The sequence below is a fragment of the Marisediminitalea lipolytica genome (genome assembly GCF_001758465.1).
In the GTDB taxonomy this organism is placed as follows: Bacteria; Pseudomonadota; Gammaproteobacteria; order Enterobacterales; family Alteromonadaceae; genus Alteromonas; species Alteromonas lipolytica.
In genome coordinates this window covers 450,778-472,045 of record NZ_MJIC01000015.1, presented here as the reverse complement: position 1 = coordinate 472,045, position 21,268 = coordinate 450,778, and the positions used below count along the sequence as shown (strand labels likewise).

Genomic DNA, 21,268 nt, shown 5'->3' with positions numbered 1-21,268 from the left:
GGGGACCAGTCATGTACATTATTCGCCCAATTTCGTCGAGTGATTACAACGCGTTGTACGCAGTAGCAGAAGAATCCGGCATTGGCTTTACGTCATTGCCGGTTAACGAAGCCCTGTTAAAACGTAAAATCAATAAGTCGCTGGATGCCTTTAGTCAGGATGTCAGCAAGCCCGGCGGTGAGTCTTATCTGTTTGTGATGGAAGATATCACCACGGGTGAAGTGGTTGGCACCACGGGCATCGAAGCCGCCGTGGGCACAGACGATGCCTTTTATCACTATCATTTGGGCAAAGTGGTCCACGCCTCCCGTGAGTTAAATATTCATAACACTGTAGAAATACTGACGTTTTGCAATGACTACACAGGGGTCAGCGAAATCTGCACATTGTTCTTACGGGAAAGTGCCCGCCACGGTGTTAATGGCAGATTTCTGTCCAAGGTGCGTTTTTTGTTTATGCAGGAACACCGCGAACGATTTGCTGACATCGTGATTGCCGAAATGCGTGGCGTCAGTGACGAAAATGGACGCTCACCCTTTTGGGAGTGGCTGGAAGAGCATTTCTTCTCGATGGATTTCCCCACTGCTGATTATCTGACCGGTATTGGCAATAAGGTGTTTATCGCTGAGTTAATGCCCAAGTACCCCATTTACGTCAATCTGCTGAGCCCGGAAGCACAGGCGGTGATTGGCAAGGTGCACAAAAAAACCGAACCAGCCCTGCGCTTACTGCAGGAAGAAGGGTTTAGCTGCCGTGGCTACGTCGACATCTTTGATGGCGGTCCTACGGTAGAAGCACGCCTTAGTCATATCAACACGGCTCAGCGTAGCCGCCGGGCCGCGGTCCATATTGACGACCAGTCTGCCGCGCAGGAAGGCGAATTATGCTACATCATCAACACCAAAATCGCCGATTTCAGAGCGGTTGTTGCGGATGTGAGTTTCGACGAGCTCACCGGACAGGCCGTGCTATCGCACAAGGCCGCCGCCTCACTGGCAGTGCAGGAAGGTGATTTCGTCCGCTTTGCCAGCGTAAAGCCACGCAAATAGCGGCAAATTATCACTAAAATAACAGCATCAGGACAGAAAAACATGCAACAAGCCATTCATTACATTGATGGTCAGTGGGTTGCCGGAGAAGGCGCTCCCATTGCTTCGGTTGATCCGACCAAAAACGAAACTTTCTGGCAGGGGCAGTCGGCTTCCGCCGCTCAGGTAGATAGTGCCCTTACCGCCGCCCGCGCCGCTTTGCCAGCGTGGTCGGCCAGCACAGTCGAGTCTCGTTTGGCCATCATCAAACAATTCGCAGAGTTGTTAGGTAACAACAAACAAGAACTGGCAGCATTAATTGCCCAGGAAACCGGTAAACCACTGTGGGAAACCGCAACTGAAGTGGGTGCCATGATAGGCAAGATTCCCATTTCAGAAAAAGCGTATTTTGAGCGTACCGGCACCGTCGAAAATCCCATGCCAGTAGGCAAAGCGTTTATCCGTCATAAACCCCATGGCGTGGTTGCGGTGTTTGGTCCGTATAACTTTCCCGGTCACCTGCCTAACGGTCATATTGTTCCTGCATTGATTGCCGGAAATACGGTGGTTTTCAAGCCCAGTGATCTGACCCCTGTCGTTGCTGAGTTTACTGTTAAGCTCTGGCATCAGGCCGGACTGCCTGCTGGCGTGCTTAACCTGGTTCAGGGCGAAGTGGAAACCGGTAAAGCGCTGGCCTCGCACCCGCAAATTGATGGCCTGTTTTTTACCGGTAGTTCGCGCACTGGTAAGCTGTTACACGAGCAATTTGCCGGTCATCCCGGTAAAATTCTGGCGCTGGAAATGGGTGGCAATAACCCAATGATTGTGACTGATGTTGCCGATACCAAAGCCGCCGTACACGACATTATTCAATCTGCTTTTGTGACGTCTGGTCAACGCTGTACCTGTGCCCGTCGTTTGTTCATTCCTGCTACACCAGCGGGTGATGAACTGGTACAAGCCCTGGTTAAAGCCACTGAGAACATTTCAGTAGGACACTATGATGCCGAGCCTCAGCCGTTTATGGGTGCCATGATCAGTGCTAATGCAGCAAAAGGCATGGTCGCCGCTCAGCAACAGTTACTCGATGCTGGCGCTGATGCGCTGTTAACCCTGGAGCATCTTGATGAACAAACCGGACTGGTAACCCCCGGCATTCTGGATGTCACCGCCATTGCCGACACGATGGAAGACGAGGAACACTTTGGTCCGCTGCTGAAAATTATTCGTTACAGCGATTTTGATACTGCCATTGCGCAGGCTAACAATACCCGTTTTGGTTTATCCGCCGGTTTGCTTAGCGACAGTGAGGCCGATTATCAGCATTTCTTTACGCATATTCGTGCCGGTATTGTTAACTGGAATCGTCCTATTACTGGTGCCAGCAGTGCTGCACCGTTTGGCGGTATTGGCGAAAGCGGTAACCACCGTGCCAGCGCCTACTACGCGGCCGATTACTGTGCTTACCCGGTGGCGTCGGTGGAACTCGACAAAGTCGCTTTGCCTGGCACTTTAAGCCCTGGTTTAACGCTGTAGTACGAAAGGATTTCATTATGCATAACAATATTACTACCCTGTTTGATGCGCTATGGGCTGACTACGTGGCCATTACTCCCAGTGCACAGCGCATCCACAAGTTACTGACCGGCGAAGAAAACAGCGCCCGGATAGTGAATGATCATGTGGCGTTCCGTACCTTTAATCTGGAAAAGTGTCAGCTGTCACATCTGGCAGCGCACTTTCTGGCTCTGGGTTATGAAGCGAAAGGCGAGTATGACTTTAAAGCAAAAAAAGTCAGTGCCAGACACTTCGAACACCCCGACCAGACACAACCAAAGGTATTTATCAGCGAACTGCGCGTGGCTGAGTTTTCCTCTGAAACCCAGCGCATCATTCACGCACTGGTAGAGCAAATGCCAGCACAAGCAGTACAGGCTGACAATTTCCTGTATTCTGGTCGTCACTGGCAACTCTCGACTGACGAATATCAGTCTTTGATCAGCGAGTCAGAATACGCTGGCTGGTTAGCTGCCTGGGGATTCAGAGCCAACCATTTCACGGTAAGTGTTAATCATCTGAATAATATTGATAACCTGACAGACGTGAATACGTTGCTGAAAGAAGCAGGCTTTGTGCTGAATACTTCTGGCGGCGAAATTAAGGGCGGCGAATCAGTTTATCTGGCGCAGTCTTCTACCATGGCAGATCAGTTCGAACTGGCATTCAGTGACGGCAGTTTAACCATCCCCAGCTGTTTTTATGAGTTTGCACAACGCTATACTATGCCCGATGGCATGTTATATCAGGGTTTCGTTGAAGCCTCTGCCGACAAAATTTTCGAAAGTACCAATGCCCGTTAACGCGGCATAGTTTCAGATAAACGTGCCCTGCAACTGCCGCGGCACGTTTATCAATGCCTACAAAGCTTTATTAGCAATTTGCCAGCCTTTGGTATGCTTTAAGATAAATTGTTCGTAAGGCATCGGCTTTTCAAATAAAAAGCCCTGATACAGATGAATCCCGATATTTTCCAGAATGGGTAAGTAGGCCTCGTTGTCGATACCTTCGATAATCACTTCAAATCGTAAACTATCCAGCATTCTGAAAATGCCGTTTAACAACGAACGGGCACGTTCGGATTTATCAATGCCCTTAACCAGACTGCGGTCCAGCTTAATCACGTCAAAATCAAACTTGCGCAAATAACTTAAAGACGAAAACCCGGAGCCAAAATCATCCAAAGCGATAATAAAGCCCTGATCTTTGAGCGCAGCCAGACATCCAATCGCCGCCTTTTCATCCTGAATAAAAATCGACTCGGTAATTTCAATTTCGATAAGTTCCGGAGACACAAAGTGTTCAGCACAGATATCCGCCGCCTGCTGGGGGAAAAATTCGCTCAGCAACTGATTAGCACTAATGTTAACCGATAAAGGCAAACTTATCCGTTCGGCTTCCAGCATGCTGATATATTCGCAGGCCGACTCCAGTGCCATCAGCCCTATTTCGGTATCCAGTTCGTACTTTTCAGCTAAGGGAATAAACACTACCGGGCTTACCACGCCATGCAAGGGAGAGAACCAGCGACACAACAACTCGCCACCAACCAGGCGACCAGCGACGTTGTATTTTCCCTGGACGTGAAACTCCAGCATGCGGTTTCTGATGGCACGACGCAAATCACTGAGCAGCGAAACCTGCTCTTTGACATGCTCAGTTAACCCCTCGTGGTACTGATAGACCTTACCTTTACCACTGGTCTTAGCCCGGTACATAGCTGCGTCTGCGTTCTGGATAATTTCTTCGATAGACTGTCCATGTTCACTGTAACGGGCAATACCAATACTGGCTGACACTGACAACTCCGTTTTGCCATTTCTGAATATTTTTTGTTCCAGCCGGGCAATAAACGCGGTGCATTGCCTGCTAAATTCATCATTGTCTGCTTCCGGCACCGTAATAATAAACTCATCACCGCCCCAGCGGGTGACCAGAGCAGGGGCAAGGAATGTCTGTTCTAACTGACTGGCCACCAGCTGCAGACATTCATCACCCAGTTCATGACCGGCAATATCATTGATATGTTTAAAACCGTCCAGGTCGATAAAGGCCAGTGAAAATGGTGTATTGGCTGCCATCAGCGATTCCAGCTCATCGCGTAAGCCAATACGGTTTTTCAGACCGGTTAAATCATCATGAATCGCCAGTAATCGCAGTTGTTGCTCATTTTGCTTACGTTCACTGATATCTCTGAGTGTAGCGATAACGTAAGAGGAGTTCTGGTGGTGATCCTCAAACATCGCCAGTGACACATCCACAGCAATATGCTTACCGCTTAGAGTGGTTAACTCCGTTTCAAATCTCTCCTGGCGGCTCTGAGCAATTCGTTTCAGTGGTTCTGCGGCTTGTGGCAAGAAGCGTTCAAGATGCTGCTTTTCCGATTCTTTTCGGGAATTTAAGCCGCTTAACTCACAAAACGCCTGATTAGCTTCGGTTATAATCAAATGCGTAGACAATACCAGCATAGGTTCCCGTGAACTGGCAAAGGCTGATGCCATTAACTGAAACGACTGTTCCGCTTTATGCTCGCGGGTTTTGTCTTTGGCCATACCAACGATGTATTTGGCCACGCCAACACTGTCTCTCTCGAGCACCCGCCCACGGGCTCGCGTCCACTGATAACCATGCAGGCCACGAATACGGCAGATAAACTCAACATCGTCGCTTTCGCCATTGACGGCCATGGACCATTTAAGCTGCATTTGCGACAAATCATCCGGATGAACCCGGTGCATTAAATCGATGGCATTTTGCTGAATTTCACGCGCTTGGACATGATGCAGGCCAAAAGAGCGGATCCGAAAGGTGTCATCATCCGCGTGCCACTCCCAGTAGCTTTCCTGACTTGCCCACAAGGCCAGTTCCAGCTTTTCCTGAATACTACGGCTCTTCGTGAGGGCATCATACAGCTCACGGCTTTTGTCTGTCAGCAATGTCTCAGCTTGCTTACGCGCCGATTTTTCCCGTTTTAATCGGCGTTCTAAGCTGGTCAGGGAAGGGGCTTTTAAAGAATATTCGTTCACGATTCAATTAATTTAACGTCTATCTTATAGGTGTGGGGAGAAGATAGCGGCGTAACCTGATGTTCCACCTGCTCGGAAAAGTACCCGGCGGCACCATCAATCAGACCTTCGGCCAGTGCATAAAGGTCATGAACAGAATAGTACTCCAGTGAAATACTGTTATCCGTTCTGGCTAACACTTTAAAAGAAGGTAAATCTGCATCAGGATAGAGTTTGCGAACCTGGACGTGAATGTCATCATCCAGGCAGTCGAGGATTTCCAGCACCGATTGACGATTAATCATCATCTCGGCGTGGCCACCGGATAACACGCTAAACAGGTACTTTCCGTAGTCATACAACAGCTCGTTGGCTGAACGTCCGGTTTTATTTATCAGCACAACCATGATTTTTTCCAGCTCACTGAAAGGGTAATAACCCACCGCAGTGAACGCGCCGTCGTTCTCAAGATTCGCTTCTTCCAGCACTTCGTCTGCGAATTCCGGCGACACATGCTCTTCGAGCATTTCAACCAAAGAAGTAAAAACCACTCCAAGCATAACTGCTCTCCCTATAAACACTCATTTCAGTGTAGAAGATGCTGGGAAAAGTACCTACATTTTAAGCAATTTAATGTGATTTTCAGACTTTAGTTTAAATTTTTGAGTTTAGTGGAGATTTAGGTGATTCACGCCCTGATAACCAGGGCGTGAGATGAAGAGAATTACGCTTCGATTTCAACCTGGTCGACCCGTTGCAGGCCTCGCGGTAGCTTATTACCACGGCGGCCACGCTCACCCTGATAATGCACCAGATCATCAGCCGACAGCGTCATGCTGCGCTTGCCTGCAGTGATCTTAACCGCAGCACCATCCGGCACCACTGCCAGCACTTTTAGATACTCTTCATGTATCTGCGCCTTCGCCGATGGAATACTGATAATTTTATTGCCTTTACCTTTCCCCAGGCTGGGTAAATCACGTAGTGGGAACAGCAACATCCGGCCTTCGTTGGAAATCGCCATACACCAGTCGGTGTCCAGGTTTTCGACCCGCTGAGGCGTCAGCACTTTCGCCCCGGTTGGCAGGTTCAGATAAGCTTTGCCCGCTTTGTTTTTACTGATCATGTCAGCAAAGGTACCAACAAAGCCGTAACCGGCATCAGAGGCCATCAGGTATTTGCCATCATCGCTGCCCATTACCACATGGGCAAACTGCTCTCCGGCAACCACACTGAAACGGCCGGTCAGAGGTTCTCCCTGACTTCGCGCCGAAGGTAACCCGTGTGCGTCACAGGAAAAGGCCCGACCGGAGGTATCAATAAACACCACCGGCTGATTGCTCCGTCCCTGGGCACTGGCCAGAAAACTGTCACCGGATTTGTAACTTAGTGCCTCAGCATCGATATCGTGCCCTTTGGCACAGCGAGCCCAGCCTTTCTCAGACAACACCACGGTAACCGGTTCGCTGGGCACCAGCTCTTTCTCGCTAAGCGCCTTGGCTTCAGCGCGCTCAACAATTGGCGAGCGTCGATCGTCGCCATAGGTCTCGGCATCCTGCAGGATTTCTTTTTTAATTAAGGTTTTTAAACGGCGATCTGAACCTAACAGTTGTTGCAGGTGATCGCGCTCTTTTTCCAGCTCATCCTGCTCGCCCCGGATTTTCATTTCTTCCAGTTTGGCAAGGTGGCGTAACTTTAATTCCAGAATCGCTTCGGCTTGCTTGTCGCTCAGACTAAAGCGACGCATCAGCTCCGCTTTAGGTTCATCGTGAAAACGAATAATCTCGATGACCTCATCTATATTCAAAAAGGCAATCATTAAACCTTCAAGAATATGCAATCGTGCCAACACCTTATCCAGACGGTATTGCAGACGGCGGGTGACCGTATCTTTTCTGAAAGTCAGCCATTCGCTAAGGATGGTTTTCAGATCTTTAACCTGCGGACGACCATCCAGACCAATCATGTTAATGTTAACCCGGTAGCTCTTTTCAAGATCGGTGGTGGCAAACAAGTGCTGCATCAGTTGTTCGGTATCCACCCGGTTAGAGCGCGGGATAATGACCAGGCGGGTAGGGTTTTCGTGGTCTGACTCGTCGCGCAAGTCACTAACCATAGGCAGCTTTTTCGCCTGCATCTGCGCTGCAATCTGCTCCAGAATTTTGGCACCTGAAGACTGATGCGGCAGCGCGGTAATAACCACATCACCATTTTCCTCATGGTATTTGGCCCGCATTTTAATGCTACCCCGACCGCTTTCATACAGCTTTTGAATATCGCTGCGCGGTGTAATTATTTCGGCATCGGTAGGGTAATCGGGGCCCTGAATATCTTCCAGTAACTCATGTAGTTCAGTCTTACTGTTATCCAGTAATTTAGCGCAGGCATTCGCGACTTCCCGTACATTGTGTGGGGGAATATCCGTTGCCATCCCAACCGCAATACCGGTGACGCCGTTGAGTAAAATATGCGGTAATCGGGCCGGTAAGACCTGAGGTTCATTAAGCGTACCATCAAAGTTAGGGATCCAATCAACCGTACCCTGACCCAGTTCTGCCAGTAGTACCTCACTGAATTTCGACAGTCGCGCTTCGGTGTAACGCATGGCGGCAAAAGATTTAGGGTCGTCCGGTGCCCCCCAGTTTCCTTGTCCGTCGACCAACGGATAACGATAGGAAAATGGCTGAGCCATCAACACCATAGCTTCATAGCAAGCCGAGTCGCCATGAGGGTGAAATTTACCTAACACATCACCAACGGTACGGGCCGACTTTTTATATTTAGCCGTAGCACTAAGACCCAAATCTGACATTGCGTAAATTATGCGTCGCTGCACCGGCTTAAGGCCATCACCAATATGGGGGAGAGCCCGATCCATGATAACGTACATGGAATAATTCAAATAAGCGTCTTCGGTAAATCGTCGAATGGGGAGCTGTTCGACACCGTCTTGGTTAATGGTAATTTCGTCGCTCATGGGTACTGTTTTTTCTCATCTTATTATGGACACCAATCTGCCTGAGGAACTTTCTAGCCGCAGCGATTATTATCCCATTGTGAGTTAATCCGCCATGAAGCGCAATAGATCATCTGTGCCACCGGGAATAGATTAATCCTTATTCAATCAAGCTTTTGCAGACGACGTAAAGTTAGGGTTTAATAAGCACTCAACAATTACCTGACGTGACTGGATAAAATCATTTTGAACGGCAAATTTTCCGTTATAGCCTGTTTTCTTGTGCTTTGTTGGTTGTGCACACCGGCTTATGCTGCCGTCCACCTTTACGACGGTGAGCAAACCCAGTTACTGGCAGACAATTTTGCTATTCAGCACGAGACCGGCGGCGCCTTTACCATTCGCGATATAATGAAGCGACGCCACGATTTCACTTACCAGGCTGACAACAATCCTAATTACGGTTTTAGTGATAAAGGGCTGTGGCTGCACACTGAACTGTCTAATTTATCCAACAATGAAGACTGGGCATTTTCGCTTAATTTCAGTCAGTTGGATAAAGTGGATTTTTATCTGGTGGTGGACGATGAAGTCATTGCCCAAAGCCATCAGGGTAAACTCCAGCCTGAACAGGTGTACCGAATCCCTCTGTTTAAAGCGACAATTCCGATAGGTGAAAAAGCAGAGCTTTTTATCCGCGTACAGAGCAATTCATCCAGTCTGATTGTGCCAATCTATGTCATGTCAGAAGCCTCTGAAATCGTCATCAGCCAGATCGACAACCTGGCCTGGGGGCTGTTTTACGGCGGCTTATTTATTCTGGCGATTTATAATCTGGTGCTGTTTTTAGGCTCCCGGGAACAAAGTCTGATTGGCTATGTTGCCTACATATTAACTGTACTGCTCTGGCAGTTTGTCTGGGGCGGACATATCACGTTTTTCTTTCCGGAAACGCTGTCGCCATTACTCACGCCGTATACGTCGTTAATCTTTTCGCTGATTGGCATTAGCTCAGGGATTTTCTCGGTTATCTTCCTTGAGACCCGCACCAATTCACCGTCTATGCACTCGGTTGTGGTGGCGTTTTTATGGTTGCAAGCCGCCATGGGTATCACTACGTTAATCGATATCTTTCCGCCTGCCTGGGAACATAACCTGGTGTATGGCATTGGCATGTTCTCAATCATCAGCTATATCGCCGCTGGCTTTGAAGCCTATGCCAAACACTACCGCCCTGCCCGCTATTTTATTTTTGCCTGGGGCATTCTGGCGGTTGGCGCCATTGTGGGCATGTTAAGTCTGATTGGCGTAGTCCCCTCGAATATGCTGACTACCTATTGTTTTCAGGTGGCCGTGTTTTGTGAAGCGGGCTTGTTCTCAATTGCGTTAATGGAGAAAAGCCGCAGCCAGTTAGAAAGCGAGGTTAATCAGGCTACCGATGAACTTCGCCACAACATGGAGCTGATTGAGGAACAGAACGCCCGCCTGGATATTGCCCGCAAGGATGCAATTAAAGCCAGCAACGTAAAATCCCAGTTTCTGGCCAATATGAGCCACGAAATTCGCACCCCGCTCAACGCGATTCTTGGTTTTAGTAAAGAACTGACCAACCTGACTCTGCCCGTCGACAAAATGGAGCAGGTGCGGATCATTAACACCGCAGCTGATAACCTGTTAACCATTGTTAATGATGTGCTGGATTTCTCTAAAATTGAAGCCGGTAAACTACAAATCAACAACCAGCCTTTTTCCCCCAACTCGCTGATTGAAGAAATGGTCACCATCATGTCAAAATCCGCCCACATGAAAGGGCTGGAGTTTGTGCTGGACCTTGGCCCGCTGCCGGAAAAACTGATTGGCGATGTATTTCGGATCCGCCAGATACTGAATAACCTGCTCAGTAACGCCCTTAAATTTACCTCTTACGGCCACATTAAACTGGCTGTACACGGCAAGGCTCTGCAACACGGTATCCACGAACTGGTGATAAAAGTAGAAGACACCGGGATTGGCATCAGCCGTAAGGACAAAAACAAACTCTTCAGCGCGTTTTCGCAAATAGATGATGCCCTTAACCGCAGCTACCAGGGAACCGGTCTGGGTTTGGTGATTTGTCAGGAATTAGTCAAGCTGATGCGCGGTAACCTGGCCTTAAAAACCGCACCGGGTCAGGGCAGTACCTTTACCGTAACCTTACGGACGAATCAGCTCAGTCAGCGTTACTCGCTTTCACCACTGCCTGAATGGCAGAATAAACGGGTCTTGTTGTTTGACCCTCACCCTGTGAGTCGTCGCGCCAGCGCGCATATGATGAAAAGCCTGGGGGCCCGGGTATATTGCGTGGAAACCCTGGATTATCTGCAAACCCTTAACGACCATTTTGATTATTTGTTTGCCGTGTTACCTGCTTTTAAAGCCACCAGGCGTGAACAAATGCTCGAAGCGCTATGCGTATTTAACGCCGACAAACGGGTTTTGTGGTACTCCGGTGACGAGCCCCTTAGCCATTTTCCTGCTTATATGAATGATTTCGAAGCGCAAATCAGAATGCCGCTGACCATATCGAAACTGGATGGGCTACTGCACGGCAATATCAAAGAGAAAGTGTCGCCACAACAAAGCAAACTGAATGCGTTACCCAAAGCCCGCATCCTGGCAGTGGATGATATGGATATGAACCTTAAACTGCTCGACACCTGGCTGGCAGATTCACCGGTTCAGCTTACCCTGTGCAGCGGTGGTCAGGAAGCGGTAAACCGGTGTAAAAACAACGAATACGACCTGATTTTAATGGATGTACAAATGCCCGGCATGGATGGCTTGCAAGCTACCCGGCATATTCGTAAAACCACCTTGAATGGCGGTACCCCCATCATTGCGGTAACCGCTCATGCCTTCAAAGAGGAGCAGGAACGACTGTTATCATCGGGGATGGACGATTATCTGCCCAAGCCTATCGAGTTCTCAACCTTACTCAACCTGATTAAGCGCTGGTGTCAGGGGGTTGATAACAGTCCCATGGCACTGCCTTCGCTGGATTGGCAGCAAGCCTTAAAACGGGCAAATCAAAATCGCGAGCTGGCGATGGAGCTACTGAGCGAGTTCGTTCGCCACCTGCCTCTGTCCACAGAAGCGATTCGACGGGAATGGGATGCCCGCAATTTTAAAGGCGTGCAGGATGAAATCCATAAATTGCATGGCGCCTGTTGTTACACTGGCGTACCAAAGTTACAGCAGTTGGCCAACGAAATGGAAAGCGCACTTAAGTTAGGCAATCACTATGAAGCATCAGAACTGTTGCCTACGATTATTCTGGAGTGCGAAATAGCCGCAGCGCAGGCCAATAAGTTTATTCAGGACAATAAGAGCGCCTGAGCTTCGGCCTACTCCCCTGACTGCGCTTGCAGCCGCGCTTGCTGACACTGGCGCAGCAGTCCAACAAATTCGCCGGGCTCGCGGTCCAGATCGCTGGCCGAAATAAACACGTCGTAGCCAAGTATTTCGCGAACTGCCATCATACGATTTGCCAGAATAGCTTTTATCCCGGTTAGGGTCTGGCCACTCTCCAGCACATAGGGTTTATCTTCAAACAAGCTGTTGCTGTAGCATCCGCCCGTGGTACAGGAAGTATCCTGACTGTGAAGTAACAGCGGGCGCTGCTCAATAATAATATGTGATGCCAACCGCGGTGAAATAGTAAGCAGGAAATCGTCGTAACGCTTAAGCTTAAATCCAACCATATCGAGGGTAGCGAGCTCAAGGCCACGGTTAACACGCGGACAATCAACCCGCTGAATGTCGTCCCAGGCGATCTTCCACTGCCCGCAGCGGTGCTGATAGCTCACTTTGTCGCGACCAATCGCCAGGCTGTGTTCGGGTTCGCGCAGTTTAAACCAGCCAATCAACAGCGTTACAATACCTGCACTTACTGCAAACATCAGCGGCAGGAACAGCCACTTAGGCGCAACGGCCAGCACCACGGACGCAAAGAGCACCACACCAATTCCTAGCAACAAAGTCGTCAGGCCATTACGTTTGGCGGTGGATCGAATCAGAATGTGTTCATCGCTGGAAGACATAGAAATACACCAGAAACATTAAAATTGTCCAGATGACATAAAGTCGCATGCGGCGACACACCGGACAGGTGGTTGACCACCAACCCGGTTTAGTCTGCTTTTCACTCGTCAAAGATGACGTTTTGCCGGATGTCTTACCCTCAAACTTCTGCATCGTTTAACGCTCTCTTTAAACGGTCGGCTCTGATAAATAGTTTATCATGGGCCGCCAACTATCTATTGGCAATATTTACGCACGGCGATATGATCCGGCGCAACGATAATCCGCACGGTAGTGAGCGATTTTTGCTACACTAGCCACAAATAAACAAGGCCTCAGCGAAATCTATGTCGATTTTCACCGGAAATCATATCCTTTCAGTTTCTCAGTTTGATCGCGATGCGATTGAACGGGTCTTCAGCGTCGCCGAAAGCATGGAACCCTACGCTAAACGTCAAAAAAGAACCACGGTTCTTGATGGAGCCATTCTGGGTAACCTGTTCTTTGAACCCAGTACCCGAACCCGTGTGAGCTTTGGCACCGCCTTTAACCTGCTGGGAGGTGAAGTACGTGAAACCACCGGTATGGCAAACTCGGCATTAGCCAAAGGTGAATCGCTATATGACACCGCCCGGGTTTTAAGTGGTTATTCCGACATTATTGCCATGCGTCACCCGGCCGCAGGTTCGGTAGCTGAATTTGCCGAAGGCAGCCGCGTACCGGTGCTAAACGGCGGCGACGGTGCTAATGAGCACCCTACCCAGGCATTACTGGATCTGTTTACCATTAAGCGTGAACTGCAGTTTAACAATAAAACCATAGATGGCCTGCACATCGCCATGATCGGTGACTTACGTTATGGCCGAACCGTTCATTCACTGTCTAAACTGCTGTGTTTATTTAAGAACGTTCGTTTTACCCTGATATCACCGAAAGAGTTGGCAATGCCCGACTATATTCTGAGCGCCATTGAAGATGCGGGCCATTCATTAAAAGTGACCGATCAGCTGGAAGGCAACATGGATGCAGATATCTGCTACCAGACCCGAATTCAGGAAGAACGCTTTCCGTCTCAGGACGAAGCCAATAAATACCGCGGTAAATTCAGACTCAACCAGTCAATTTATACCCGGCATTTTCAGTCAAAAACCGTTATCATGCATCCATTACCCAGGGATTCCCGGATGGAAGCCAACGAACTGGATAACGACCTTAACCTCAACCCTAATCTGGCAATTTTCAGACAAACCGATAACGGCGTGTTAGTCCGTATGGCCTTATTTGCCCTCACGCTTGGCGTGGAAGATCTGGTAAGTCAGTACGAAAAGCCTGTCATCTGGTATAGCAATAAGAGCTAAAACACTATGCAACGATCTGAACAACTATTTGAACGCGCCCAACTTTCTATTCCAGGCGGCGTAAATTCACCGGTGCGCGCATTTAAAGCGGTTGGTGGTACACCACGCTTTATCGAAAAAGCGGATGGTCCCTACATTTATGACGTTGATGGCAAACAGTACATCGATTATGTGCAGTCCTGGGGCCCCATGGTTCTGGGTCACAACAATGACAAAATTCGCGAAGCCGTCATTCATGCTGCCGCTTCAGGTTTAAGCTTTGGTGCCCCTACCGAAGCCGAAATCATAATGGCCGAAAAAGTCCGTGAACTGGTACCATCAATGGAAATGGTCCGCATGGTTAACTCCGGCACCGAAGCAACTATGTCGGCCATCCGCCTGGCACGAGGCTACACCGGCAGAAATAAACTGGTTAAGTTTGAAGGTTGTTACCACGGTCATGCTGACTCCTTGCTAGTAAAAGCAGGTTCTGGCGCACTGACACTGGGCGTGCCCAGTTCACCCGGTGTCCCCGCTGATGTAGCCCAGCATACGCTGACAGTTGAATACAACAACCTGGCCAGTGTAAAGGAAGTCTTCGCCGAAGTGGGCGATGACATAGCCTGTATTATCGTTGAACCGGTAGCCGGTAACATGAACTGTATTCCGCCGGTAGAAGGTTTTCTGCAAGGTTTACGCGATATCTGTGATGAATATGGTGCCGTGTTGATTTTTGATGAGGTCATGACCGGTTTTCGGGTCAGTCGCGGTGGCGCTCAGGAACGCTATGGCATTACGCCGGACCTCACCTGTCTTGGCAAAGTCATCGGCGGTGGTATGCCAGTGGGGGCTTTCGGTGGTAAAAAGGCTATCCTCACTCATATTGCGCCTACCGGTCCTATCTATCAGGCGGGTACGCTGTCGGGTAACCCAATCGCCATGGCCGCCGGTCTGGCTGCGCTGGAACAAATTGCCCAACCAGGCTTGTATGAACCCATTTTTGCCAGCACCAAAGCGTTAGTAGACGGTTTTCAGGCTATCGCAGATGAGCACAATATCCCGTTCACCACTAACCATGCCGGCTCCATGTTTGGTTTATTCTTCACTGATGTCGAAAAAGTGGTGAATTATCAGCAAGCGATTAACTGTAATCAGGAAATGTTTAAACAATTCTATCACGGCATGCTTGATGAAGGTGTGTATCTGGCGCCGGCGTCTTACGAAGCGGGCTTTGTGTCCAAGCTGCATGATGCTGAGATTGTTAACGCCACCTTAGCGGCAGCGCGCAAGGTATTTGCCAATTTATAAGGCCCTGATGGGCCCGGGAACATACTGATAATGACCATTGCATTGGCAATATTGCTGGCGGCCCTGGTGCTGTACGGCGGTATTGTCACTCTGATGCTGCTGCGGCAGCGCCGAAAGATGCTGCGAATAGCTCGTGCAGCCAGTCGCGTTATACCCGAAACGGTTATTCGCAACGACGACAGTGAGCAGCGCTTTTTAGAGAAAGCCGACGAAGCAATGCGCCTCAATCAGACGTTTCAGAAGTTTGTTCCCAGGCAATTTGTCGACCATTTTGCAAAACACGGGCTGGACACCCTGGAACTGGGCCGCGCAGATGAAGATGAAGTAGCGATTTTATTTTGCGACATTCGCGGATTTACCGGTTTATCTGAGAAAATGAAACCCCAGGAGCTGATGAATTTTCTCAACTCCTATTTTCTGCGTATGAACGATCCAATCCATCAGAATGGCGGCTTTATCGACAAGTTTATCGGTGACGCCATTATGGCGTTATTTGATCATCCCGGCGGCGCCGGTCCCGATAAAGCAAACGATGCTGTCAATGCTGCGCTGGACTTACAGGAAGCCCTGAACATCTATAATCACCATCGGGCCAATTGCGGCTATGAAGGGATAAAAGTTGGCGTGGGTGTCCATTTTGGCCCGGTTATTCTGGGCACCGTTGGCAGTGATGACCGCATGGACACCACGGTAATAGGCGACAGCGTTAATATCGCTTTCCGCCTGGAAGGCCTGGCGCCGAAATATAATGCCGACATTGTTATTAGCGCGCAAACGCTGAAAGCGGTTAGTCAGAAACAGAAAATTGATTGTCGGGTGCTGGATTTGGTCCGCGTTAAAGGCCGACAGGCGCCCATTCGTATCTATGAAGTGTTAAATCATCTGGACGATAAAACCCGCAAGCAAAAGCTTGCCGTGGCGCCTTATATTCGCGACGGTCTGGCGTGTCGGATGACCCGGGACTGGGATGAAGCACTAGGTCATTTTAATACGGCGCGATTAATTTCGCCTGATGACAGCTTGATTCAACACCATATCCAGATTTGTAAAACGATGATGCACAGTGATCTCCCGCCAGACTGGGATGGCGCTGTCGCGCACTAACAAGGAAATCATTATGGCAGGTGTGAATATTTCACTCATTTTACAGTGGTTAGTGCTGGCAGCAGTTATTCTGGCCGTGGTGGGATTTGTTTTAGGCAAACGCAAAACCGGCAAGCCTGTGCTTACCGCTTTGTCGCTGGGCATTTCTGCCTTTGTACCTATCGTCGCTGTGGTTTACCTTATTTTTCTGCTCAACAAACCGGATATCAATCCGGCCGGCTAAACAGAGCCACAAACAAAAAAGCCGAACGGGCAAGTGGAAACCCGTTCGGCGCTCGTCACCTAAACCCGATTATGCATGCTCAGTAGTGCGAAGAGCCTGGATCCGTTGTTCCAGCGGTGGGTGACTCATAAACAGTTCAGACATACTGCGTTTACCAGCAATACCAAAAGCCATCATGCTGCCTTCCAGCTCACTTTCCCGATTCGTTTTTAACCGCTCGAGCGCAGCAATCATTTTTTGTTTACCGACCAGTGCGGCAGACCCGCTGTCAGCTCTGAACTCTCGCTGACGAGAAAACCAGAACACGACGGTGCTGGCCAGGAAGCCAAATAACAACTCAAGCACAACCACCGTCATCATGTAGGCAAAACCACCAACGGTTTCGCCATCTTCCTCGTTTTGCATCAGGTTGCTAATCAGCCCTGCTACAACACGGGCGAGGAAGATAACAAAGGTGTTAACCACTCCCTGAATCAGGGCAAGGGTGATCATATCGCCATTGGCAATGTGCGAAACCTCATGAGCCAGTACCGCTTCCGCTTCATCCTGGGTCATGTTTTGCAATAAGCCGGTTGATACTGCAACCAGCGCATTATTGCGGCTGGCACCAGTAGCAAAGGCATTGATTTCGGGCGAGTCATACACGGCCACCTCGGGCATGCCAATACCCGCAAGATTTGCCTGGCGCTTAACGGTCTCGACTAACCACTGCTCGGTGGCATTTACCGGACGGTCAATGACTACCGCTCGGGTAGAACGCTTTGCCAGCCACTTGGACATAAGCAAAGAAATAAAAGAACCGCCAAAACCAAACACAGCCGCAAATATCAGCAGTCCCCCCAGACTCTGGCTATTTATCCCCAGCACGCTAAAAACTACGCTGAGCACAATGCCAGCCACCAGCACAACAGCCAGGTTTGTTATCAAAAACAGCACTATACGTTTCATTACAAGCCTCTTCACTCAGAAACAAAAGACATACTAACCCGCATAAAAGGTGGCTATTCTGCAGAGCAACCTTGTATGCGGGTTTGTATCACCATAAGTGCATTATATAAGGACTAATCATGTAAGTTAAAATCGTATATAACTTACATATGATCAGGTTATTCCTGATCTAATAGAGGGCGAGTTGTGCTAATCACGCAACGCTTTGACCAGTTGCAATACGGCGGGGTGGGTTAATTTACGTTCCGGAGAAATCGCGTAAAGCTGCTCGGTTACCCGGTTAATTACGCCAACCTTATGTAATCCGAATTGTTTTTCCAGTTGGGTAGCCAGCAGTAATGGTGCAGCAAAGGCACCAAGTCCTTCCTGTGCAAACGCCAGCATCAGCGCGCTGTCGTCAAACTCGGCAGTAAAGTCCGGTTGGATGTCCTGGGCGCTGAACCAGCCTAACAACTGCTGCCGAATGAGGGACTTTTTGCCTTGCAGAAGAAAAGGCGCGCTATTTAACGAGGCTGGAAAATTCTCGCTTAACCCTGCGACTTTATCGGCGGCCGCAAAAACCGCCATAGGAGACTCGGTGATCTGGTGACTGTAAGCCTTAACCCGACTGCCGGTTTGAATAGGTTGGTCCGATAACACCATATCCAGTCGGTTAACCGCCAGATCGCTTAGCAACGATGTCAGTTCACCCTCACGACAAATTAGCTTTACCGGTAATTGCAGTACGGGTTTAAGCATTTCGTACACCAGTGTTTTAGGTAATACATCCGTAATCCCTACGGTAAAACTCTGCCATTGATTGTGCTGCTGACTTAGAACAGATTTTAATTCTTCACCCAGGCTAAAGATGTCTGCGGCGTAGCCTTGCACCAGAATCCCCAGTTCCGTTGGCACCAGCCGCCGGGACTGGCGGTTAAACAGAGGAGAACCGATAGTATCCTCCAGCGCGCTTATCTGACCACTGATGGTTTGTGGCGTAATATGCAAAAGCTCACTGACCCGGGCGATAGAGCCGTGCTCTGCCACCATAAAGAAATAATACAACTGGTTATAATTGATAGGTGTCATCAGAGATACGGGCGCTTATAGCTTTGCCTGCTGCTTTATAAATGCAATGGAAGGGGCGAAAAACGCACCTCCGGTTTCAGCCGCGGTATAGTCCAGCCAGCGATCGTATTCGCCGTCGCCCGAGCCGTATATCTGACTGTCGAGCATGCGTTTAAAAGGTTTTGAGCTGGCCGCACATATTACCGAAAACAGCCCCTGGGTATTCATATCGCCATAGGGCATACCCTGCTTAAGCAATTCTGCATTGCCTTGATCGGATATTGATGCACGCACACTATGGGAGGAAGGATTGCATTCTACACTGGGCAAATTATGCTCCCTGGTTGTTCCCATAATTTGCTCTTGCTGACGTTCGGATAAGCTTTGCCAGCGGCGTAGATCATGCCGGAAACGCTGAACGTGGACATAACTGCCGCCATTAAACTCGTTTTCTTCATCGTTGATAACCGCCACCTTGGCTCGTTGCAGGCCACGGGGATTGTCCTGTGCGTACAGGAAGCCGTTCAGGTCGCGGCCATCCAGATAACGAAAGCCCTGGATTTGCTCCACCAGCTCCACATGTATCCGTAACAGCTCCATTATTTCCAGCCCCATGGCGTAACAAATATCGATGCGGTCAGCACGGATTTGAATAAATAAATCGCAGGGCGTACTCGGCGCTACGCGATCTTCACTTTGCATGTCGGGAAAAGGGGTTAGCTCGACAGGAATTGCGCCCGGATAAACCTCGCTCCAATAATGACTGCCAACCGCAATAACACCAGACACCATAGCTTCGTAGTGTTCGTTATCGTAGTAATCAATCACCTCAAGTACGCGACCTAGTTTTGCCCGAACAGCCTGGGGATCGTCGTCAATCACATTCAACAGCAAATACTGAGCATGCAGATTAGGTTCGGCACAAATCCCCTTTTGTGGTTGCGACATATATCGTATTCCTGCTGTTGTTTTTAAACCGGCCGCTAATAACCGGCAGCCTGGCCATCTTTGCGACTTTCTGATGCACCAATGTATATCTGTTTATCGGCATCATAGAGTATGGCTTGATAGCCACCGTAAATCCCTAACTTATCTTCAATGCGATGCCCTCTTTCCTGTAATTCACGTATTGAGGTTCGCGGTATACCACTTTCCAGGCTCACCGAGCCACCGTCTTTCATTAAAGCACCGGTCGGGCTGCTGGAGCCGGTATGGATGAATCGCGGCGCGTCCCCGGCTTCCTGCAGATTCATACCAAAGTCGATCAGATTAACAATGATTTGTGCATGCATTTGCGGCTGCGTAGCGCCGCCCATCACGCCAAAGCTAAGCCATGGCTTTCCATTGCGTGTCACCATAGCCGGAATGATAGTATGGAAAGGTCGTTTAGCAGGTTTGTATTCGTTATTATGGCCCGGCTCCAGGGTAAATAACTCGCCACGGTTTTGCAGAATAAAGCCCAGTTCAGGCGGTGTCATGCCAGAGCCCATTCCACGATAATTGCTTTGAATTAGTGACACCATATTACCTTCACTATCGGCAACAGTGAGGTAAACAGTATCACCATCAATTACCCCTGCATCATAGCGCTTAGCCGCCTTCTTCGGATCAATCAGCTGACGGCGCTGTTGCGCATAGTCTTTACTGATTAAACCGTTGACCGGCAACGTATTAAACGCCGGATCGGCGTAATACCGGGCTCTGTCCTCGAAGGCGAGCTTTTTAGCTTCGACAAAGGTATGAATGTAATCGGCTGAGCCAAACCCCATGCCTTCGATATCGTATTGCTCCAGAATATTCAGAATTTGTAGCGCTGCGATACCCTGCCCGTTAGGAGGCAGTTCCCATATGTCATAGCCCCGATAATTGGCCGCCACCGGCGTCACCCATTCTGAGGTATGAGCCGCTAAATCGTCATAGCTCAGGTAACCGCCTTGCTCTTTCATATAGGCGCCTATGACACGGGCGATATCCCCTTTGTAAAACGCGTCGCGGCCGCCAGTAGCAATTTTTTCGTAAGTCGCTGCCAGACCGAGATTTTTGAAAATATCGCCCTTTTTAGGGACTTTGCCCGACGGCAGAAAAATATCAGCAAAGCCCTGATAATGGCCGATACGTTCAGCGTTCATTTGCCAGTAATACGCCACAACTTCACTTACCGGAAACCCTTTTCGGGCATATTCAATAGCCGGCGACAACAGAGTGGTCATTGGCAATCGGCCAAATTTTTCGTGCAGTTCAAACCAGCCGTCGACAGCGCCAGGCACCGAGACTGGCAAAGGGCCGAACGAGGGAATTTTAGTCATCCCTTGTTGCTTAAAGACGTCGGCCGTTAATGACCGCGGTGAACGGCCGGAAGCGTTCAGACCATACAATTGCTTCGTTTCTGCGTCCCAAACCAACGCAAACAAATCGCCACCGATACCGCTGCCGGTTGGCTCAACCAAACCCAGCATGGCATTGGCCGCAATGGCTGCGTCTGTGGCGGTGCCTCCTTGCTTAAGAATATCCAGCGCAACCTGGGTGGCCAGTGGCTGACTGGTCGCCGCCATGCCCTGAGTGGCAATCACTTCGGAGCGTGTGGCAAATGGCGCACCGGTAATGCGATCGTAAGCCAGCGCCTGAAAGCCCGGCAGACATAAAAGGAAGAGGATTAGACAGACTGATTTCATTGGATTTATTAGGGGTCTGTTAAA

The 21,268-nt window shown here is 49.5% G+C and carries 16 protein-coding genes; 8 read left to right on the top strand and 8 right to left on the bottom strand.

The window, feature by feature from the left end:
* Positions 1-11: 11 nt before the first annotated feature.
* The 3 genes from astA to BFC17_RS16610 are packed head-to-tail and all read left to right on the top strand — an operon-like array spanning position 12 to position 3,388.
* On the top strand, positions 12-1,049 hold the full coding sequence (gene astA / locus BFC17_RS16620) for an arginine N-succinyltransferase (protein WP_070177601.1): 1,038 nt from the start codon (positions 12-14) through the stop codon (positions 1,047-1,049).
* Between the two features lie 42 nt (positions 1,050-1,091).
* Entirely contained in the window at positions 1,092-2,564 is a 1,473-nt protein-coding gene (astD, locus tag BFC17_RS16615) for a succinylglutamate-semialdehyde dehydrogenase (protein WP_070177600.1), read from the top strand.
* 17 nt (positions 2,565-2,581) lie between these two features.
* Positions 2,582-3,388: a DUF1338 domain-containing protein gene (locus tag BFC17_RS16610; RefSeq protein WP_070177599.1), complete on the top strand. Its 807-nt coding sequence runs from the start codon at positions 2,582-2,584 to the stop codon at positions 3,386-3,388.
* Between the two features lie 57 nt (positions 3,389-3,445).
* Here the strand turns inward: BFC17_RS16610 and BFC17_RS16605 are convergent, their stop codons facing one another.
* From BFC17_RS16605 to parC, 3 genes are all read right to left on the bottom strand, one after another.
* The gene (locus tag BFC17_RS16605; RefSeq protein ID WP_229680919.1) at positions 3,446-5,611 is read right to left on the bottom strand and encodes a putative bifunctional diguanylate cyclase/phosphodiesterase; all 2,166 of its coding nucleotides are present in this window, start codon (positions 5,609-5,611) and stop codon (positions 3,446-3,448) included.
* Positions 5,608-6,150, bottom strand: coding sequence for a heme NO-binding domain-containing protein (locus BFC17_RS16600; RefSeq protein ID WP_070177597.1), 543 nt, complete (start codon positions 6,148-6,150; stop codon positions 5,608-5,610). The genes BFC17_RS16605 and BFC17_RS16600 overlap by 4 nt, the downstream gene beginning before the upstream one ends.
* A 164-nt stretch (positions 6,151-6,314) precedes the next feature.
* Complete coding sequence (gene parC / locus BFC17_RS16595; protein WP_070177596.1) at positions 6,315-8,567, bottom strand: DNA topoisomerase IV subunit A; 2,253 nt, start codon at positions 8,565-8,567, stop codon at positions 6,315-6,317.
* 261 nt (positions 8,568-8,828) lie between these two features.
* On the opposite strand from parC, the gene BFC17_RS16590 reads away from it, so the two are divergent.
* Positions 8,829-11,921, top strand: coding sequence for a hybrid sensor histidine kinase/response regulator (locus tag BFC17_RS16590; RefSeq protein ID WP_229680920.1), 3,093 nt, complete (start codon positions 8,829-8,831; stop codon positions 11,919-11,921).
* Between the two features lie 8 nt (positions 11,922-11,929).
* Here the strand turns inward: BFC17_RS16590 and BFC17_RS16585 are convergent, their stop codons facing one another.
* Positions 11,930-12,625, bottom strand: a complete 696-nt coding sequence (locus BFC17_RS16585; RefSeq protein WP_070177594.1) for a DUF2982 domain-containing protein — start codon at positions 12,623-12,625, stop codon at positions 11,930-11,932.
* A 327-nt stretch (positions 12,626-12,952) separates the two neighbouring features.
* Between BFC17_RS16585 and BFC17_RS16580 the strand changes: the two genes are divergently transcribed.
* From BFC17_RS16580 to BFC17_RS16565, 4 genes are read left to right on the top strand one after another with little or no spacing between them, the layout of a single operon-like run.
* Positions 12,953-13,963: an aspartate carbamoyltransferase gene (locus BFC17_RS16580; protein ID WP_070177593.1), complete on the top strand. Its 1,011-nt coding sequence runs from the start codon at positions 12,953-12,955 to the stop codon at positions 13,961-13,963.
* 6 nt (positions 13,964-13,969) lie between these two features.
* Positions 13,970-15,250 carry a glutamate-1-semialdehyde 2,1-aminomutase gene (gene hemL / locus BFC17_RS16575; RefSeq protein WP_070177592.1) on the top strand — a complete coding sequence of 427 codons (1,281 nt, stop codon included), beginning with the start codon at positions 13,970-13,972 and terminating at the stop codon, positions 15,248-15,250.
* A gap of 30 nt (positions 15,251-15,280) precedes the next feature.
* Positions 15,281-16,354, top strand: coding sequence for an adenylate/guanylate cyclase domain-containing protein (locus BFC17_RS16570; protein ID WP_070177591.1), 1,074 nt, complete (start codon positions 15,281-15,283; stop codon positions 16,352-16,354).
* Between the two features lie 13 nt (positions 16,355-16,367).
* Positions 16,368-16,577 (top strand): hypothetical protein, encoded by a 210-nt coding sequence (locus tag BFC17_RS16565; protein WP_070177974.1) that lies wholly within the window; start codon positions 16,368-16,370, stop codon positions 16,575-16,577.
* A 69-nt stretch (positions 16,578-16,646) separates the two neighbouring features.
* On the opposite strand, the gene htpX is transcribed toward BFC17_RS16565, so the two are convergent.
* The 4 genes from htpX to ggt all read right to left on the bottom strand — a co-directional run bounded on the left by htpX (position 16,647) and on the right by ggt (position 21,244).
* The gene (gene htpX / locus BFC17_RS16560) at positions 16,647-17,525 is read right to left on the bottom strand and encodes a protease HtpX (protein ID WP_070177590.1); all 879 of its coding nucleotides are present in this window, start codon (positions 17,523-17,525) and stop codon (positions 16,647-16,649) included.
* A 189-nt stretch (positions 17,526-17,714) separates the two neighbouring features.
* Positions 17,715-18,593, bottom strand: coding sequence for a transcriptional activator NhaR (gene nhaR / locus BFC17_RS16555; protein ID WP_070177589.1), 879 nt, complete (start codon positions 18,591-18,593; stop codon positions 17,715-17,717).
* Positions 18,594-18,608: 15 nt separating this feature from the next.
* Positions 18,609-19,520 carry a Dyp-type peroxidase gene (locus BFC17_RS16550; protein ID WP_070177588.1) on the bottom strand — a complete coding sequence of 304 codons (912 nt, stop codon included), beginning with the start codon at positions 19,518-19,520 and terminating at the stop codon, positions 18,609-18,611.
* Positions 19,521-19,555: 35 nt separating this feature from the next.
* A complete protein-coding gene (gene ggt / locus BFC17_RS16545) occupies positions 19,556-21,244 on the bottom strand; it encodes a gamma-glutamyltransferase (protein WP_070177587.1) in 1,689 nt (562 codons plus the stop codon).
* Between the last annotated feature and the right edge of the window lie 24 nt (positions 21,245-21,268).

Bases quoted from the DNA above. Each gene is read 5' to 3' on its own strand.
- astA (WP_070177601.1), top strand. From the start codon at position 12: ATGTACATTATTCGCCCAATTTCGTCGAGTGATTACAACGCGTTGTAC.
- astD (WP_070177600.1), top strand. From the start codon at position 1,092: ATGCAACAAGCCATTCATTACATTGATGGTCAGTGGGTTGCCGGAGAA.
- BFC17_RS16610 (WP_070177599.1), top strand. From the start codon at position 2,582: ATGCATAACAATATTACTACCCTGTTTGATGCGCTATGGGCTGACTAC.
- BFC17_RS16600 (WP_070177597.1), bottom strand. From the start codon at position 6,150: ATGCTTGGAGTGGTTTTTACTTCTTTGGTTGAAATGCTCGAAGAGCAT.
- parC (WP_070177596.1), bottom strand. From the start codon at position 8,567: ATGAGCGACGAAATTACCATTAACCAAGACGGTGTCGAACAGCTCCCC.
- BFC17_RS16585 (WP_070177594.1), bottom strand. From the start codon at position 12,625: ATGTCTTCCAGCGATGAACACATTCTGATTCGATCCACCGCCAAACGT.
- BFC17_RS16580 (WP_070177593.1), top strand. From the start codon at position 12,953: ATGTCGATTTTCACCGGAAATCATATCCTTTCAGTTTCTCAGTTTGAT.
- hemL (WP_070177592.1), top strand. From the start codon at position 13,970: ATGCAACGATCTGAACAACTATTTGAACGCGCCCAACTTTCTATTCCA.
- BFC17_RS16570 (WP_070177591.1), top strand. From the start codon at position 15,281: ATGACCATTGCATTGGCAATATTGCTGGCGGCCCTGGTGCTGTACGGC.
- BFC17_RS16565 (WP_070177974.1), top strand. From the start codon at position 16,368: ATGGCAGGTGTGAATATTTCACTCATTTTACAGTGGTTAGTGCTGGCA.
- htpX (WP_070177590.1), bottom strand. From the start codon at position 17,525: ATGAAACGTATAGTGCTGTTTTTGATAACAAACCTGGCTGTTGTGCTG.
- nhaR (WP_070177589.1), bottom strand. From the start codon at position 18,593: ATGACACCTATCAATTATAACCAGTTGTATTATTTCTTTATGGTGGCA.
- BFC17_RS16550 (WP_070177588.1), bottom strand. From the start codon at position 19,520: ATGTCGCAACCACAAAAGGGGATTTGTGCCGAACCTAATCTGCATGCT.
- ggt (WP_070177587.1), bottom strand. From the start codon at position 21,244: ATGAAATCAGTCTGTCTAATCCTCTTCCTTTTATGTCTGCCGGGCTTT.